Annotated in this window: 11 protein-coding genes; 8 read left to right on the top strand and 3 right to left on the bottom strand. The window is 42.0% G+C overall.

The annotated features are described in order from the left end of the window. Positions 1-262 precede the first annotated feature (262 nt). The gene (locus CEF13_RS03395) at positions 263-2,611 is read right to left on the bottom strand and encodes a GGDEF domain-containing protein (protein ID WP_102709421.1); all 2,349 of its coding nucleotides are present in this window, start codon (positions 2,609-2,611) and stop codon (positions 263-265) included. A 684-nt stretch (positions 2,612-3,295) separates the two neighbouring features. On the opposite strand from CEF13_RS03395, the gene CEF13_RS03400 reads away from it, so the two are divergent. From CEF13_RS03400 to CEF13_RS03430, 7 genes are all read left to right on the top strand, one after another. After that, positions 3,296-7,018, top strand: a complete 3,723-nt coding sequence (locus tag CEF13_RS03400) for an S-layer homology domain-containing protein (RefSeq protein WP_102709422.1) — start codon at positions 3,296-3,298, stop codon at positions 7,016-7,018. Positions 7,019-7,183: 165 nt separating this feature from the next. Continuing rightward, the gene (locus CEF13_RS03405; protein WP_102709423.1) at positions 7,184-8,218 is read left to right on the top strand and encodes a LacI family DNA-binding transcriptional regulator; all 1,035 of its coding nucleotides are present in this window, start codon (positions 7,184-7,186) and stop codon (positions 8,216-8,218) included. 15 nt (positions 8,219-8,233) lie between these two features. Further along, entirely contained in the window at positions 8,234-9,280 is a 1,047-nt protein-coding gene (locus CEF13_RS03410) for a tripartite tricarboxylate transporter substrate binding protein (protein WP_102709424.1), read from the top strand. A gap of 27 nt (positions 9,281-9,307) precedes the next feature. Then, a complete protein-coding gene (locus tag CEF13_RS03415) occupies positions 9,308-9,814 on the top strand; it encodes a tripartite tricarboxylate transporter TctB family protein (protein WP_102709425.1) in 507 nt (168 codons plus the stop codon). Positions 9,815-9,832: 18 nt separating this feature from the next. Further along, complete coding sequence (locus tag CEF13_RS03420) at positions 9,833-11,344, top strand: tripartite tricarboxylate transporter permease (RefSeq protein ID WP_102709426.1); 1,512 nt, start codon at positions 9,833-9,835, stop codon at positions 11,342-11,344. Between the two features lie 77 nt (positions 11,345-11,421). Further along, positions 11,422-12,495: a Gfo/Idh/MocA family protein gene (locus CEF13_RS03425; RefSeq protein ID WP_102709427.1), complete on the top strand. Its 1,074-nt coding sequence runs from the start codon at positions 11,422-11,424 to the stop codon at positions 12,493-12,495. Between the two features lie 140 nt (positions 12,496-12,635). Beyond that, positions 12,636-13,712, top strand: a complete 1,077-nt coding sequence (locus CEF13_RS03430) for a Gfo/Idh/MocA family protein (RefSeq protein WP_102709428.1) — start codon at positions 12,636-12,638, stop codon at positions 13,710-13,712. A gap of 123 nt (positions 13,713-13,835) precedes the next feature. Here the strand turns inward: CEF13_RS03430 and CEF13_RS03435 are convergent, their stop codons facing one another. Continuing rightward, a complete protein-coding gene (locus tag CEF13_RS03435; protein ID WP_102709429.1) occupies positions 13,836-14,672 on the bottom strand; it encodes an HAD-IIB family hydrolase in 837 nt (278 codons plus the stop codon). Between the two features lie 198 nt (positions 14,673-14,870). Next, positions 14,871-15,263, bottom strand: a complete 393-nt coding sequence (locus CEF13_RS03440) for an RDD family protein (RefSeq protein WP_102709430.1) — start codon at positions 15,261-15,263, stop codon at positions 14,871-14,873. A 342-nt stretch (positions 15,264-15,605) separates the two neighbouring features. Between CEF13_RS03440 and murI the strand changes: the two genes are divergently transcribed. Next, positions 15,606-16,403 carry a glutamate racemase gene (murI, locus tag CEF13_RS03445; RefSeq protein WP_102709431.1) on the top strand — a complete coding sequence of 266 codons (798 nt, stop codon included), beginning with the start codon at positions 15,606-15,608 and terminating at the stop codon, positions 16,401-16,403. Positions 16,404-16,459: the final 56 nt, after the last annotated feature.

The following is a 16,459-nucleotide window of genomic DNA, read 5'->3' on the forward strand; positions in this document are numbered from 1 at the left end:
GTTATCCCTTTATTATAGGGCATTTCGCCTGCGATCACTAGTCGTTGCCAGATGAATTTGGGACTAGCTGCGAACCTCTTTGAGGGCCGCTACATACTTGATTTGTTACTGTTAATTGAGTGCTGCGTGGTTATAAAACGAAGTGAGGTTTTCAGTTAGTTTCAACATTTGATGTTACAGTCCGCGTAGGGGGTCAATCGTGAACAGCCGATCAGGTGCAGTAACTCTGATCGGCTGTTATATAATTTAGAGGCCCCAGCTATTATTCAACCAATTGACGATAAAATACAAAAGTATCCTTCACTTCCTTAGCTTTGTACAGTGCTAAATCAGCATACTTGATTAGCAGGTCTGAGTCATCCGTGTCAGCAGGATACATCGCAATGCCGATGCTGCTTGAGACGATGGCCGTACCGCCTGTCAGAACATACGGCTGGCGAATGGCCTCAACTGCCTTGCTTGCGTATGCAGCGGCCACATCGGAGTCGGCTGTTTGAAGGAGTACGGTAAACTCATCTCCGCCAAGCCTAAATATAGCATTTGACTTCGTCATGCCAACGCCCGGCATCGTATGAGAAAGCAAGAATGATTGATCCGATAATACATTTCGAAGCCGGTCAGCAATCTGGTTGAGCAATGTATCGCCTGCATCATGTCCGAGTGTGTCATTTACCTGCTTGAAGCCATCAATATCGATATAGAATAAGGTAAAAGAGTTATCGTGTCTGGCAATGGAGGATAAGCTGTTATAGAAGAAACGTCTATTGAATAGATGAGTAAGCGAATCAATGTCAGCGAAATAGGTGAGCTGGGCTTCCTTCTCTTGTCTCAATATAATTTCCCTCGATAATTGCGTAACTAATTCATGCGACTCCTCCAGCACGCGGTTGCTCTCAAGCGCGATGCTAATTTGATCACCAAGCGTTACAATTAAATGGGCATTATGCTTGCCGGGATCGGCCCAAGCGATACCAAGCTCTTTGTCGTTCACTCGAAGGGGGTGGACAATAAGATTGAATCGGTTATTTTTCTTTTGTTTAAATAGTTGAAATGCTTCAACGATGCCGCTCTCCGGTGAGTAGTCATCAATTAGAGTTTGATATTCATCAAAAGCAAAAACAAGCCGGCTTTGCTCGGCCTTCGAGTGTGATGAATCATTCAAAAATATATATGTAGTAGGTATCTGAATCCAGCCTAAGTTGTTTATTAGTGCATCCGTTACCTGTGGAATGCTGCGCGCGGATAATATACTTTGGCTAATCGAGCTTAATATTCGACTGTCTTCATGGCTCCCAAGAAATCGGGTTAATACGGAAAAGTAATCATAGTCCTTCATTATATAACGTGCCGAAAACCAAAGCATTTCAGCTCTTTCATATACGATACGATCATGGCTCACGTAAGGTAGAAGCAGCTTGCGAAAGAGATCAATCATCGCTTGAAGCTGATTAACATCGTAAGCTCGCACCTGCTCCATCTCATAAACAAGTGCAGATAGAAATTGACTATCAGCCGTTTCAGCGCTTTGCACGAATAGGCTGGCTAATTTGGCATAGTCGAACGGCTTCATTGCAAAGCTTTGAGACATCTGCTGAGCAATGAATGAGCATGCATCATTTATTGCAACTGCAGTCTTCTCTATAGAAGCAAGGGGTGAATCAAGAAGCATCGGCTTGATTTTGTTAACGGTACACCCACAGGAGTCACGGTTAATAATCTTGCCAGGTACCTCCATAATATGCGGAATGTCCTCTCCGTCAAGCAGCTTAATAAGATTCTCACATGCAGAATAGCCAATCTCTTTGAATGGAAAATAAATGGTTGTGAGTGATGGCTTGGAAAACTCAATAACGGAGTGGTTCTCGAAGCAAACAAGCGCAATGTCCTCTGGTACGCGAAGTCCCCGGCTAGTCAACTCATCAAGCATATATTTCCCTTCGAAGGCATTCGTAAGCATGATGGCGTCCACTTGCAAACCGCGCTCATCGAGTAGAAGGGAAAGCGCCTTGTTCATCCGTTGATCGATCTGGGTATAATCTGCAAGCTCGTGCACGTTGATTAATAGACTTTTATCGAAGAGTCCATGTTCATGCAGTTCATTCGCGTATGCTCCCGCTCGGTCATCATCACTCCAAGTGGGGACGAATGCAATGCTGCGATACCCGTGATCTGTGACTAAGTGTCGTACCATATCCTTGACGTACTGGCCGCCGTTCATAATAACACTGGGAAAATGCTCTGAGCTTTTGCCAATGCTTATTAGACGGACAGGGTAGAGGATATCTTGCAAATACCGTCCATTCTCTCCAATGAAATCGTTGGACCAACCGATAATAACGAGTGCATCCAGATCATAGGAAGCGGTATGTGCTTTCAATTTGTCATGCTTGCGGCGAATATGCTGATTCGTTTCCTCATCCAGGCTGGCGTGGCGCAATTCTTCTCCGTCATCAATAACCGGTGTGAAATAAATAACGTTGGCGTCATGGATCTCCGCAGCATTTATCATCCCCTGAAATAGAAGTGATTCAGATTCATAATGCGCCACCTCTGACAAAAGGCCTATCGTATATCGTTTCGATCTTTTCGCGATTTCATTATTTGTGGGCATAGCGCAGCACCTCTAAGTTTGTCTTCTTATCCGAAGTTAAGCTGTGAACGGTTTTGTCGTAACATATTCTTTGAACTAGTACCGTTCTCCTGCATCACATTTAAATCGAGGAAGAAAAATAGGCAATATAAGATTTCGCATGCTTTTTTCTTAAGTAGTAGACATCAGAATTAGAATTCGTTATAGTAAATAACAACATTGAAACAAAGTTTAAGGAATGATGGTATTGAACAAGATTTCAAAAACGACTTCTTGTAAACGGTTACAAAAATTGGGATTAGACTTGATTTTGACTATAAATAAAGAAAGAGATAAAGATAGTATGATAGACTAATTTTTAATTCTACATAGCACTTATAAATTAAAAGATTGGTTCTATTGCAAGAAGTATGTAAACGTTTACTTATTTTGCAAATCAACAAGTTTTTCAAATAATAAAAATTAGTAAATATTTTCAAGTAAACGTTTACCTATCGTGAATTAATTTTTTAACTTTATAAGTTGAAATTCATGCTATATATGTAATCGCTTACTGGCACAAGTTTGGTATATTTTCTTACGTAACTTACATAGGGACTAAAGTTTATTTTACAAGGAGGTGATTAAGTTGAAATTGGTTGTGGTTGTTTAATTAGGGGTTGTAAGAAGTAACAATTAACCAAAAAGTTCACAAGGAGTGAGAATATGTTTAAAAAAGGGCGTAAAGGGTTTAGTCTTATGCTTGCAGCGCTTATCGTTTTGTCATCCGTTCAGCTTACATGGGGAGCAAGGGCAGAGGCTGCGTCTGCAGATGGAGAAGCTGTTATTATTTTCAATACAAAGGAGACGTTGCTGGAATTATTGGCTAAACAGGGATACGATGCAGCTAAACCTGAGGAAGCAGAACAGCTTAAATCAATTGTGATTCATGCAGGTACGCTTTCGAAAACATTAGCCAATGCTGATTTTATTAAGGATAATAGATCGCTAAGCAAGTATGTTAATTTAGAATCCTTTAGAATTGTTCAGCCGGCGGCATCCGGACAACTTGCTTGGAACGGCAATAAGCTGCCAAACAATGCATTTAAAGGGCTTGCAAAACTGAAGAAGGTTGATATCGGTATCGACACTTCCTACATTGGTGCGGGTGCTTTTGACGGTTGCGTATCTTTGGAAACAGCTGTATTTGGTATGACAAGAACATTGGGGCCATATGCGTTTAAAAATAATTCATCTCTAACGTCCCTTACGTTTAATAAAACATATCTGCCTATCGGATTAGATCCTGATGCAGATACTGGCGCGGGAGATTGGTTTGCTGGCGCTGACATGGATAATTTAACCGTTTACGTACCAACGGACGCAGTAGCTGTGTTTCAATCGGATGATGATTGGAGCAGCTTCGGGTTCACGATCGCATCCAACGGAGATAACTCACCAAAGGATGTGGATAATGGTCCGACTGCTACACAAGAAGTCGAAATCCAATCCTTTACAACTAAAAAATTGAAGGATGCTATCGATGCATCCAACTTTGAAGGCAAGGATTACAGCGATATTAAAACGCTGACAATTAAGGGGGGTGTGCTTGATCCCGCGGATTGTACATTTATAGCAACTAGCTTGAAAAAGCTGGAGGAGCTTTATATTATCGGAACAGCCAATTTTACCAATAGCACCATTCCTAAAAATGCTTTTGAAGGAAATAGGTATTTGAAAAAGGTAAAAGCAGAAAATGTAAAAACGATTGGTGTAAAAGCTTTTAATTTATTCGAAAATTTGACTGAGGTTGATTTTCCAGATGTTGAATTGATTAGCTCGCAAGCTTTTGCTCAAACGAAGGGTTCTAGCGCAAGCAAGCTAAAAGTCGCGAGATTTCCAAACGTAAAAACGATCGAATCAAGAGCCTTTTATTTCTGTGTTAATCTAACAGATCTATATTTGGGAGAAAACCCGCCAACGCTTACAGTGCCTGAGGGAAAACAAGGGCTATGGTTTAACTTTGTAACAAACATGACGATCCATGTACCAAGCTTGGAAGTATATAACGAATATATTAAGGTCGAGCATAGTGATCAAATGGATTGGAGCGCCATGTCGTTTGTTGCAGACAATGGGGACCAGCTGCCGACAGTGCCTCCTGCAGAAGAATATGTAGATTCGAACTATGACCATCTGCGTTTGGATCATACAGTGCCATATTACAATGGGGACTACAAACTGAGCCTTAATATGTATACGTTTAATATGAATGTGAATTCATGGATTCAAGGTCGTACTTCGCCAGTTCCTATGACGACTTTTGAGGCGATTAAGTGGGCGCACGACAATGGCTTTGATGCTGTAGACATTACATGCTATTACATTCCAGGGTACAGCAACACAGCAATGCCGCCAGTAGAAAAGCATGAAGAAATATTTGAGTTTGCTAGACAGATCAAAAAGTATGCTGATGATTTAGGTATTGAAATTAGCGGTACAGGCATTCAAAACAATTTTGCAGAGCCAAATCAAGCAAGAAGAGAATTGGATATTGAGCGTATTAAATTTTGGACTAAGGTTGCTAATGAAATGGGCGCGCCAGTCATTCGTATTTTCAGCGGTCCGCCACCGGTAGATATTAGACGTCTCGGATGGGACGAAATTGCTCGCGACCGAATTGCTCCAGCTATACAAGAGGTTGCAGATTTTGCAGCGAAGAACTATCCAAATGTAGAAATCGGCGTGCAAAATCATGGCGATATGCTGGCTACTGCCAATCAAGTGCTACAACTGCTGCAATGGATAGACCGTCCTAATGTAGGTGTAGTTAATGATACTGGCTATTATAGAGAATTTATGAATACAGATGCTACACAATATGATTGGTATACCGATATTGGACTTATTCTTCCTTATTCAAATAACTTCCAAGTGAAGAAAAAGCCAGGCGGTGCAGAAACGCAAAAGCTGATGGATTTGAATAAAGTATTTGAGACTATCCGCAGCAGCTCTTACCGCGGATATATTCCTGTAGAGTTATTATGGAATCCGGAGGATGAAGGCTATCCAGGGAAATTAAATACACCTCCGTATGAGGAAACGCTTGCGTTTCTAGGGGCTATGAAAAAAGCGATGAAAGATACCGTCCGCAAGGATATTTATTCGGATCTAAAAGATATTCGATTATCTACCGGCGCCCTGAAGGAAGACTTTACAGCCAATACCCTTCATTACACACAACAAGTAGCAAATAATGTGTCCAGTGTACAGGTAACTCCAGCAGCAGCGGAGTCTGAGGCGATAATCACGGTAAATGGCAACGAGGTGGTCAGCGGTCAAGCGAGCGAGGCTATCACGTTGAATACGGGCGTGAATACCATAACAATTGTTGTTGCAGGAGCAGACCAATCAAGCAAAACTTATACAATTGCAGTCACAAGAGATTCAGCTTCAAGTGGTTCCTCAGGCGGGGACGGCGGGAGTCCAGTAGGAGATACAGTAACTTCAACAAATGGCCAGCTGAACATTCCAATAGGGAAAATAGGTATTGCCAGCCTTGGTGACGGCCTTAGAATTACTTTCCCTGCAGGTGCGGCGGCTGATGAGTTGAAAATTACAATCGAGCAAGTTAAGGATACAAGCGGGCTTCTTTCTGACCAAGTAGCACTGTTAAGTCCTGTCTATGAGATGCTTAAAAATATCCCGCAGAATTTCAAAAAGTTAGTAAAAATAGAATTTGCATTTGATTCAACACTACTTAAGAACAGTGAACGTGCCGGCATTTTCTATTACGACGAGGCTAAAAAGCAGTGGGTTGAAGTTATGGGAAGCAAGGTAACCGGCAACCAAATTGCGGGTGAGGTAGATCACTTTACGAAGTTTGCGGTACTTGCAGTAGATAAGGCAGCTGCTGTCGAGTCATTTAGCGACATTGCAGGCCACTGGGCTGCGGCGAGCATTAGTGAAGCGGTGAAGCTTGGTATAGTAAGCGGCTATCCGGATCACACCTTTAGACCGAATCGTACGGTTACACGCGCAGAATTTGCTGTGATGCTGACGAATGCGCTTCAGATGAAGAATGAGGGTGCGGAGCTGAAATTTAATGACAGCGCAAAGATTGGCGAGTGGGCTAAGCAAGCAATAGCAACCGCTAATCATGCAGGCATTATTCAAGGCTTTGAGGATGGAAGTTTCCGCCCGAATGAACAAATCAAGCGCTCAGAGATGGCAGTTATGATTGCTAGAGCTCTTAAGCTATCTACGGAGACTGTAGAGCCAGCCGGCTTTGCAGATGATTTGGATGTGCCATTATGGGCAATGGGAGCGGTAGCGTCACTTAAGCAGCAAGGGATTATTCAAGGAAATGGCAGCAACACGTTTGCTCCTAAAGCTTCTGCTACGAGAGCAGAGGCAGTAACCATTTTGTTGAATATGGTCAAGGAATAACCGGAACAAAGGAAATATTTTTCGAGAAACCTCTTGACAGCAAAAAGATACGGGAATATGATATTGCTCAGGGAAACGTTTACATATTTTTATTTACAGAATAAGTAAACGTTTCCCTGCTAAAATTAGCGTGAGTAAACGTTTCCCTATAAGGAGGGAGTTGATTTGGAAAAGAAAACAAAACGTAATAAGTATGCAACGCTAAATGATGTTGCAAAGCTAGCTGACACCTCTATTGCTACGGTTTCGTACATCCTTAACGGCTCAACTAAACGTTATGTAACTGCAGAGCTAAGAGAGCGAGTACTAGAGGCGGTTAAAGAACTGAACTATATGAAAAGTGCAGTGGCTAGCAGTTTAAAGGGCAAGGACAGGGGGATACTTGCCGTACTTGTACCGCAGTTTGATAACCCGTTTTTTACTAAAATCATCGTGGCAATAGAAGAAGTGGTTCATCGCTATGGCTATTTTATTTCAATCAGCACAACGGTAGATGATATCGGCAAGGAAAAAGAAATCATCGATAAAATGATTGGTCAAAGGGTTGATGGGTTTATTATAAGCCCGACGATTCAAGGGACAGAAAATACGGACCATTTGCGTCGATTGGGTATTCCCTATGTCATTACTGAAAGACCGCTATCTGGTATCGCTCAGTATGATTTCGTAGGCTGCGACAACTGGGGTTGCGGCTACACAGCGACCAAGCATTTAATCGAGAATGGTCACAAAAAAATAGGCTTTATAGGTTGGAACACTTTGACTAACGTTGGTGAACGGGAAAATGGTTACTATGCTGCAATGGAAGAGTGCGGACTTCAAGTAAAAAAAGATTGGATTGAGCTAGGCAGTCTAGACACAGTATCAGGCTATCAAATGATGCAGCACATGCTGAAAACGGATGTAAGCGCAATCGTGCTGGGTAGTCATATCTTGGCCGAAGGCGGTATCCAACTGCTGCGTGAAGAGAACATAAGTATTCCAAATGATATTTCGACAGTTATTATTGGTACACCAAATTGGACTCGATTAAGCGTTCCTACATTCACTTGCGTCCATCAATTGGAGCACAAGATTGGTACCATGGCTGCGGAAATATTAATGAAAAACATTTTGAACACGGAAGAAGATTTATCGTGGCATCATGAGAAGCTGGCTTGTGAACTTATCATTGGCGAGTCAGTAAAAAAAATGAATTAACAGGAGGCTTTTTAAATGAAAAATCAGAAGGCAGTTGTAGGCGGTATAGCCATAGTTCTAGTTGTAATATTAGCAATTGCATGGCCTAGCATTTCGGGAATGTTTGAATCCAAAGATACTAGCTGGCCGAAAAAAGATATTACCGTTGTTGTTCCTTTTAATCCTGGCGGCGGTACGGATTTGACTTCTAGAGCAGTAGCGGATGAAATGTCCAAATCACTAGGCAAAAACATTTCAGTTGTTAATACACCGGGCGCGAGCGGTTCGGTAGGAACCATTAGTGTTGCAAACTCTCCTCATGACGGCTATAACATTTTGGCAAACGGTTTCATGTCCTTCGTAAGCTACCCTGTAATGGGCTATACAGAAACGACTCACCGCGACTGGCATATTTGGATCGCTACATTTGCTCCGAACGTTATTGCAACACAACCAGATTCAGCATTTAAAGATATTAATGAACTAATTAAAGGCCTTAAGAGCAATCCAGGCTCAGTAACCTTTGGTACAGCTGGCATCGGTACTGGTGGACATATTGCAAGTGAAGTATTGAAATCATCTTTGGGTATTGATTACAAACACGTTCCATACCAAGGCGGCAACCCTGCAATCGTGGCAGCACTGTCTGGTGAAGTTAACGTAGTTCCTCAGCTTTCTATGGAAATGGTTGATATGCTTCGCAGCGGCAAACTGAAAGGTCTAGCAGCATTGACAGACAAAACGCTTGAAATTGAAGGCGCAGACCCAATTCCATCGATTACAGAAGCATTCCCTGAGCTTAAAAATATCGTACCGCTAGGTGAAGCATTCGGTTTTGCAGTGCCTAATGATACACCGGAAAATGTTGTTCAAAAAATTGATGAGGCATTCAAAAAAGCAATGGAAAGCGACAGTGTGAAAAAGCTTGCTACTGAAAAAGGCGTACAATTGCTAGGCTATAGCGGCGCTCAAGCGCAAGAATATGTAGAAAAGCTAGCATCTGTTGTGGACTGGGCGTTGTTTGACGGCGGCGTTGCAAAAATTTCTCCAGAAAAATTCAATATCGAAAGACCTGGGAAATAATTATTTAAGAAATAAGGTGAAAAGCAGATGGAAAAACAAATAGCGACGACGACGGAAGATCAGCCAAAGCACTTTGATTTTATCTCATCGATATGTCTTTCTCTAATAGCATTGTACATTGTATTTGGAAGCATAAAGATTTCGAAGGAAGTTGGAGGCCCGTTCTATTCTTCACCAGGCCTTTTGCCACTCTTTCTTGGCTGTATGCTCTTGTTATGCTCAGTGCTCTTGTTTGCAAGAAGTCTTAAGAAGACGGGGATATCTGGCAATATAAGCACATTAAAAGCATGGTTTGCTGAAGTAAGCAAGTCCAAAGATGTAATGAATATGCTGATCGGAATCGTTATTCTTGGTATTTTTACCTTCGTCCTGATGCCGACCTTTCCGTTTCTCATTTCATCCTTTATCTTTATGGTGTTTTTAATGAAGGTGCTTGATGCAGGCTCATATTTGAAAGTTATTATTATTTCCGCCTGTGTAAGCGCTACCGTATATACTTTGTTCCAAATTATTTTTAAAGTACCTTTACCTTAAGGAAAGAAGAGGAAAACAATGGCCATACAATACATTCTTGATACCTTTACTCAGCTGTTGTCGCCGATTAATCTGCTAACATTGGTATTGTCCGTGTTTTTTGGATTATTGGTTGGCGTCCTGCCAGGGCTAACTTCAACGATGGCTGTAGCTCTCCTGACCGGTTTAACTTATGGAATTGCTCCAGAAACGGCAATCTTATCATTGATCGGGGTATATGTAGGTGCAATATCGGGAGGCGTCCAGACCGCTATTTTGTTGAATATTCCAGGTACTCCAGCTGCAGCTGCTACAGCACTTGACGGTTATAAAATTGGCCAACGAGGAGAAGCCGGTCTAGGCATATTTCTAGGAAATGCTTCAGCTTTTCTAGGAACTATATTCGGAGCAATCGCTGTATTACTGCTTACACCATTACTATCTGTATTATCATTGAAATTTGGATCATGGGAATTTTTCTTGCTTGCTCTATTTGGTGTAATTATGTGCGGCAGCTTAGCTTCCGGGGGTGATACGCTAAAGGGCTGGATTTCAGGAATTTTGGGATTGTTTGTCGCTCAAATCGGTCTGGATGCTTTGAATTCCTATCCAAGATTCTCATATGGAAATGTTGATTTAATGGCTGGTTTGCCGTTAATTCCTATCATGATCGGTTTGTTCGGTTTTCCTGAGATTGTAAATTCATTTAAAAATGAAAAAGTCAAAGCGATTAAGGAAGAGATGACCTACCGTGTACGGAAAGGGATTTCCATTCTAATTTCCAAATTTGCTACAGTTATTCGTTCAGGCTTTATGGGCGTTGGCGTAGGAGTTATTCCAGGTGTCGGTGAAGATGTAGCTGGCTGGCTATCTTACTGGGCAGCAAGAGTGAGCAGCAAAAACAAGGAAGAGTTTGGAAAAGGTGCTTATGAAGGTGTTATCGCTGCTGAAACGGGTGTAAATGCTACAATCGGAGGAAATATTATTCCGGTTCTTACGCTTGCTGTTCCAGGGAGTACATCCTCTGCTGTTTTGCTAGCGGCGCTTTGGCTCCATGGCTATAGACCAGGACCGCTTCTGATGACTGAAACACCAGGTTTTATTTACACCATTAGTATTTATCTTGTTGTAAGTGCATTTGTGATGCTTATTCTAGGTTTAATTATTTCAAGATATACGGTAAAGCTGCTCCAAATTGATAAACGAATTTTAATGCCGATCATATTTGTTATTTGTGCGGTAGGTTCTTTTGTAATTGATAATAAGTTTTTCAGTGTGTACATTATGTTTATTTTTGGAATCATTGGACTTTTATTATCTAAAACCAAATTTCCAGCTGCACCGTTCTTGCTTGGTGTCGTGCTTGGACCAATGGCGGATTCCAATCTAAGACGCTCCTTAGTTCTTTCTGATGGAAGTCTTGCACCGTTGTTCACTAGACCCATTTGTTTAGTGTTTGTGATTATAATTGCGATTATGATTTTGGCGCAATTCAAAGTATTCAGTAAGCTGCAGGCAGTTCTTTTCAAGAAGAAGGCTAATGAGTCTTAGACGTACCTAAAGATAAGATAGAAAGACTAACTTGGGTTGACCGTATTGTAGAGCATACATCAGGGAGTGGAGAGATATTGAGCAATAAAAAATATGGCTTTGCGATTATTGGAGGAGGAGTTATTGGCCAGACGCATGCTGATCGCTTGCTCAGTGTTGAAAAAGGGAAGCTAGCCGTCATTTGTGATAGGACTGAAGCGAAGGCTAAAAGTATCGCAGAGAAATATGAGAGCGATTGGTCAACTGATTATGACGCTGTATTAGCCCGGGAGGATGTAGATATTGTTAATATCTGTTTGCCAAGCGGGATGCATGCCCAATATGCTATCGCAGCTGCAAAAGCAGGCAAGCATGTCATCACAGAAAAACCAATTGATATTTCAGCTGAAAATGCGCTGGCTATGATTAACGCATGTCGTGAGGCTGGAGTAAAGCTGGGAGTTATTTCTCAGCATCGCCTGCAGGATTCAACACAACAGGTGAAAAAAGACATAGAGAGCGGCAAGCTGGGTAAATTGATTATTGGAACCGGTGCTATTAATTGGTACCGCTCTCAGGATTATTACGATAGCGGATCTTGGAGAGGCACTTGGGCATTTGATGGTGGCGGAGCTTTAATGAATCAGGGAGTACATACAGTAGATGTGCTGCAATATTTGATGGGGCCTGTGGAAAGTGTTCATGCCCATTGCGAGACTTTAGGCCATGATCGCATAGAGGTAGAGGATGCTGCCGTGGCAACCCTGCGCTTTAAAAATGGTGCTATCGGGACCATCGTCGCTACTACCTGCGCATATCCAGGACTGTCAACGAGAGTTGAAATTTTTGGGCAGGACGGAAGTGCAGTCATTGAAAGTGATACCTTGGTTTATAGAAAGATTAAAGCAGAAGAAGAGAATGAGCAATCTACTGCTATAGCAATCAAGCATCCGACGGTGTCTACTGCTGCAGATCCGACAGCGATTGAGGCGGAAGGTCATATTAAACAAATGAATGATATGATTGAAGCAATCGAACATAATAGAGAACCGATTATTAACGGTGAAGAAGGTTATAAGCCTTTGGAAATTATTCTTGCTATTTATGAATCAGCACGTACGGGTAAGACGATCACTTTAGGTAATAAATCTTGTTTTTCGACCAGTAGGTAAACGTTTCCCTATTTAGATGTATTCTAATAATAAGAGTCTTTTAAGTATAAGTTCCTACTTATAAGACTCTTATTATTTTGAAGAAACTGCGCATTCTTTTGAATGCAAACGAGAAAAGGTTTATCTTGGGAGGATTAGAAATGGTTCAAAAAAATGATGGAATGAATTACGCTCCGCAAGGGAAACCGCGGCCTGTTGTCAAGCAAGGCGAATTTGTTTTTGCGGCAATAGCGCTTGATCATGGCCATATTTATGGTCAATGCAATGGTTTACTGGAGGCTGGTGGGTCATTGAAGTGGGTGTACGATCCCGACCCTTTGAAAGTAAAGCAGTTTTGCGAAGCTTACCCAGAAGTTCGCGTTGCTAGCTCGGAACAAGAAATTTTACAAGACCCTGAGGTTCATCTCATTGCTGCCGCAGCTGTGCCGTCGGAAAGAGGGCCATTAGGCGTGAAAGTGATGCAGCATGGCAAGGACTATTTTACGGATAAGACACCGTTTACTACACTTGAGCAGCTTCAAGCGGCAAAGCAGGTTGCTGAGGCAACAAGAAAAAAATATATGGTTTACTTTAGCGAGCGGCTGCATGTTGAAAGTGCTGTATTTGCTGGACAGCTTATTCAGGACGGGGCAATAGGACGAGTAGTACAAGTGCAGGGTCTTGGACCACATAGACTTAATGCGGCTGCAAGACCGAGTTGGTTTTTTGAGAAGAATAAGTATGGTGGAATCTTATGTGATATAGGCAGTCACCAAATTGAACAGTATTTGTATTTTGCCGGTTGTAATGATGCCGTTGTACAAAGCAGCCGCGTTGCCAATTATAATTCTAAACAGTTTGCTGAACTGGAGGACTTTGGCGATGCAACTCTTGTTGGTGACAATGGCGCAACAAATTATTTCCGGGTCGACTGGTTAACTCCTGCTGGACTTGGTTCATGGGGCGATGGTCGCCTGCTAATTCTCGGAACAAAAGGATATATAGAGCTGCGAAAGTATATTGATATTGCCCGTGATAAAAAGGGTGATCAACTCTATTTGGTGAACGATGAGGGCGAGCGCCATATGGAACTGGGCGGTAAGGTTGGGTTTCCATTCTTCGGTGAGCTTATACTGGATTGCTTGAATCGTACAGAAATGGCGATGACTCAGCAGCATGCTTTCAAAGCTGCTGAACTTTGCTTGCTGGCACAGAAGCAGGCTGTACGTATTGAGTAAGTATCACATGGCCTAAATGAAACATGGAATTCTACAAACACATATGGCTAGGAGGAAGTCCACCAGCAACAATTGGGGGCTTCCCCGATCATTGTAAGGCCGGATCCACTTGTTGATTAGGGCCTAATTAATGAATTGCTCCAAATAAGCTGCTACTCCATTATTATCGTTGCTCTCTACCACCAGCGTTGACATTTCTATTATGGTTGGATGGGCGTTGGATACTGCGATTCTCGTTCCTGCTTCTTCAAACAAACCTACATCGTTTAAATGATCACCAAACACAGTTAGTTCATGAGGCTTGCACTGCATAAGCTTAGACCATTTGCGAAGACCTTCTCTTTTATTTGCTTCCTTATGGCTGAATTCTAAAAAATAATGATTTTTAATATAGGAGTCCTTCATGAAATGAGTATGAATTTCATTTCCGAATTTGTGCTGAACCTCAGTCATTAACGGCTCAAGCTCTTCGAATAATCCGATGTATGCAATGATTAGCGTTCTGAACGTGTCAATGCATTCCAACTGCTGTAATTGCCCGAACCGGGGATCATTAGGACGGCTTCGGTAAAATTGCAAATCTCCCTCACGGACCAGTTCTTCGTGCAGCACACGCTCCTTATCCTCCTCATCAAGTGCAAACAGAAAGGGGAGCAATTTATGCTCTCTCCCTAGGTGGATAATTTCATTCGATGTATCGCTATCCAACCAGCAGCCATCAATCACTTTCTGAGTAATGGGATCTAATATAACAGCGCCATTATACAAAATAATAGGGTATTTCCATGGAATAACTGAAACGATATTATTGGAGCTTATATAGCTTCTGGCTGTTGCATAGCTGATCATGATGCCTTTGCTTAGAGCATCAGTAATAATAGAAATCGTATAATCCGATAGGGTAGCATCTGATCTAAGCAGCGTTCCATCGAGATCAGTAAGAAAATGTTTATTTGTCATAGCGTTCGCCTCCAAATACTTCACGTTTTCTCGACTTATACTCATCCGCAATAATGAAATACACACAAAATATAGCATATATCGATTAGCTGTAAAAGATAGATAGACAATTCGATCGGATGCCTACATGACAGCAGTTGGCATTTCATAATAAAAGGGACGCAGTCACTTGGCGTGATCTGCATCCCTTTGTTGTGCTCAATCGAAGACGACTTCAGTTCCGGCAATAAAGTCGTGAAGAGAACGTTTATCTTCTCTAACCGCCACCATAATGCCGCTTACAATGACTCCGATACCTAAAGTCAGACCGTATACGATGGAAGCTACTACATTACGCATAATCATCGTTCCAAGACCGGGTGAAGTCCCGTCTGTTTTGCTTATTCGAATACCGCATATTCGTTTTCCAATCGTATGGCCATTCCATATAACGGGCAATAACAATGAATATAAGAAGGATATGATATTAGTGAAATATTCTTTCCCGTCTCCGCCGCCAGTAATAATGAAAGCGATGATGCCTAATGGAATGCCAACAATAATACCGTCCAACAATGTAGCACCGAGCCGTATCCAAAATCCAGCCTGCATTCTAATTCCTCCTAAGTTTCAGTATTTTGTCATAAAGAAATCAAATTTACCTAGCTAAATACGGTTTAGTTTATGGGCTTGCAGCCCTGTAAAGACCTTGGAATAGGTATTTGGGTAAGGATTGATTTCGAAATATACTGTTGTATACTTCAAGTAGAGTTCGAATCGTTAGAGGAGGGATGTACACTTTTCTCATCTATCATTTCTGAATCTAATAATTGACAGGATATGAAGTAAAAAGTTTAATAAAATTCAAGAACAAGCGTGATACTGGGAACGAAAACAGTTAAAATAGAAGAGACGGCAATAATGGTACTCCAATAATGTAAGGAATCGGTGAATATGCAGATTGGTTTATTTGATTCGGGGATCGGTGGGCTTACTGTGCTTGCTGAAGCGCTTCGCAGGCTCCCTGACAAGGACTTTCTTTATATGGCGGATACGCTTCATGTTCCTTATGGAACGAAATCAAAGGAAGATGTGAGAGCGTTTGTTTTTGAGATCGTGGATAAGATGATGAACGAAGGTATTGATGCTTTGGTAGTGGCGTGTAATACTGCAACTAGTATAGCGATAGCTGAGCTAAGGGAACGTTATTCGCTACCCATTGTCGGTATGGAACCGGCTGTCAAACCTGCAGTAGAAATGAATCTTGCAACGGGCAAAAGAGTGCTGGTATTCGCTACGCCTTTAACCCTGTCGCTGCCTAAATATTATGCGCTTGTATCCAGTGTGGACAAAATGGGCATTGTGGATTCTTTGCCTCTGCCGGAGCTTGTTCAGTATTGTGAAGCATTGCAATTCGATAAACAAGTCATGAACGAATATTTTCTAACAAAGCTATCCTCTTATAATCTTGATGATTATGGAATTATTGTGCTTGGCTGCACTCATTATCCTTTCTATAAGGACATACTTCGAGAACTGCTTCCCCCGCATATTGAGATTGTAGACGGCAATGCGGGCACTGTGAGAAGATTAGCCGCTTTGCTGAACCGTTACGGAATCCCAGAGAGCGGAGGCGGCGGAAGCGTCAGGTTTATGTGCTCCGGCAACGATCCAGCTTATATTGATAAAATGCAAACTGCGCTTGCTATGCTGCGTGGAACAGAAACCATATCGGAAAGCCGCTCAACTTGATAACAAGGAGAGCGGCTTTTTTTCGCAGCAGGTTATAAATCGCCATCATAGTCGAA

It is taken from the genome of Paenibacillus castaneae, from assembly GCF_002884445.1.
In the GTDB taxonomy this organism is placed as follows: Bacteria; Bacillota; Bacilli; order Paenibacillales; family Paenibacillaceae; genus Pristimantibacillus; species Pristimantibacillus castaneae.

Excerpts from the sequence above, each read along its gene's own strand:
- CEF13_RS03395 (WP_102709421.1), bottom strand. The coding sequence starts at position 2,611 with ATGCCCACAAATAATGAAATCGCGAAAAGATCGAAACGATATACGATA.
- CEF13_RS03400 (WP_102709422.1), top strand. The coding sequence starts at position 3,296 with ATGTTTAAAAAAGGGCGTAAAGGGTTTAGTCTTATGCTTGCAGCGCTT.
- CEF13_RS03410 (WP_102709424.1), top strand. The coding sequence starts at position 8,234 with ATGAAAAATCAGAAGGCAGTTGTAGGCGGTATAGCCATAGTTCTAGTT.
- CEF13_RS03415 (WP_102709425.1), top strand. The coding sequence starts at position 9,308 with ATGGAAAAACAAATAGCGACGACGACGGAAGATCAGCCAAAGCACTTT.
- CEF13_RS03420 (WP_102709426.1), top strand. The coding sequence starts at position 9,833 with ATGGCCATACAATACATTCTTGATACCTTTACTCAGCTGTTGTCGCCG.
- CEF13_RS03430 (WP_102709428.1), top strand. The coding sequence starts at position 12,636 with ATGGTTCAAAAAAATGATGGAATGAATTACGCTCCGCAAGGGAAACCG.
- CEF13_RS03435 (WP_102709429.1), bottom strand. The coding sequence starts at position 14,672 with ATGACAAATAAACATTTTCTTACTGATCTCGATGGAACGCTGCTTAGA.
- CEF13_RS03440 (WP_102709430.1), bottom strand. The coding sequence starts at position 15,263 with ATGCAGGCTGGATTTTGGATACGGCTCGGTGCTACATTGTTGGACGGT.
- murI (WP_102709431.1), top strand. The coding sequence starts at position 15,606 with ATGCAGATTGGTTTATTTGATTCGGGGATCGGTGGGCTTACTGTGCTT.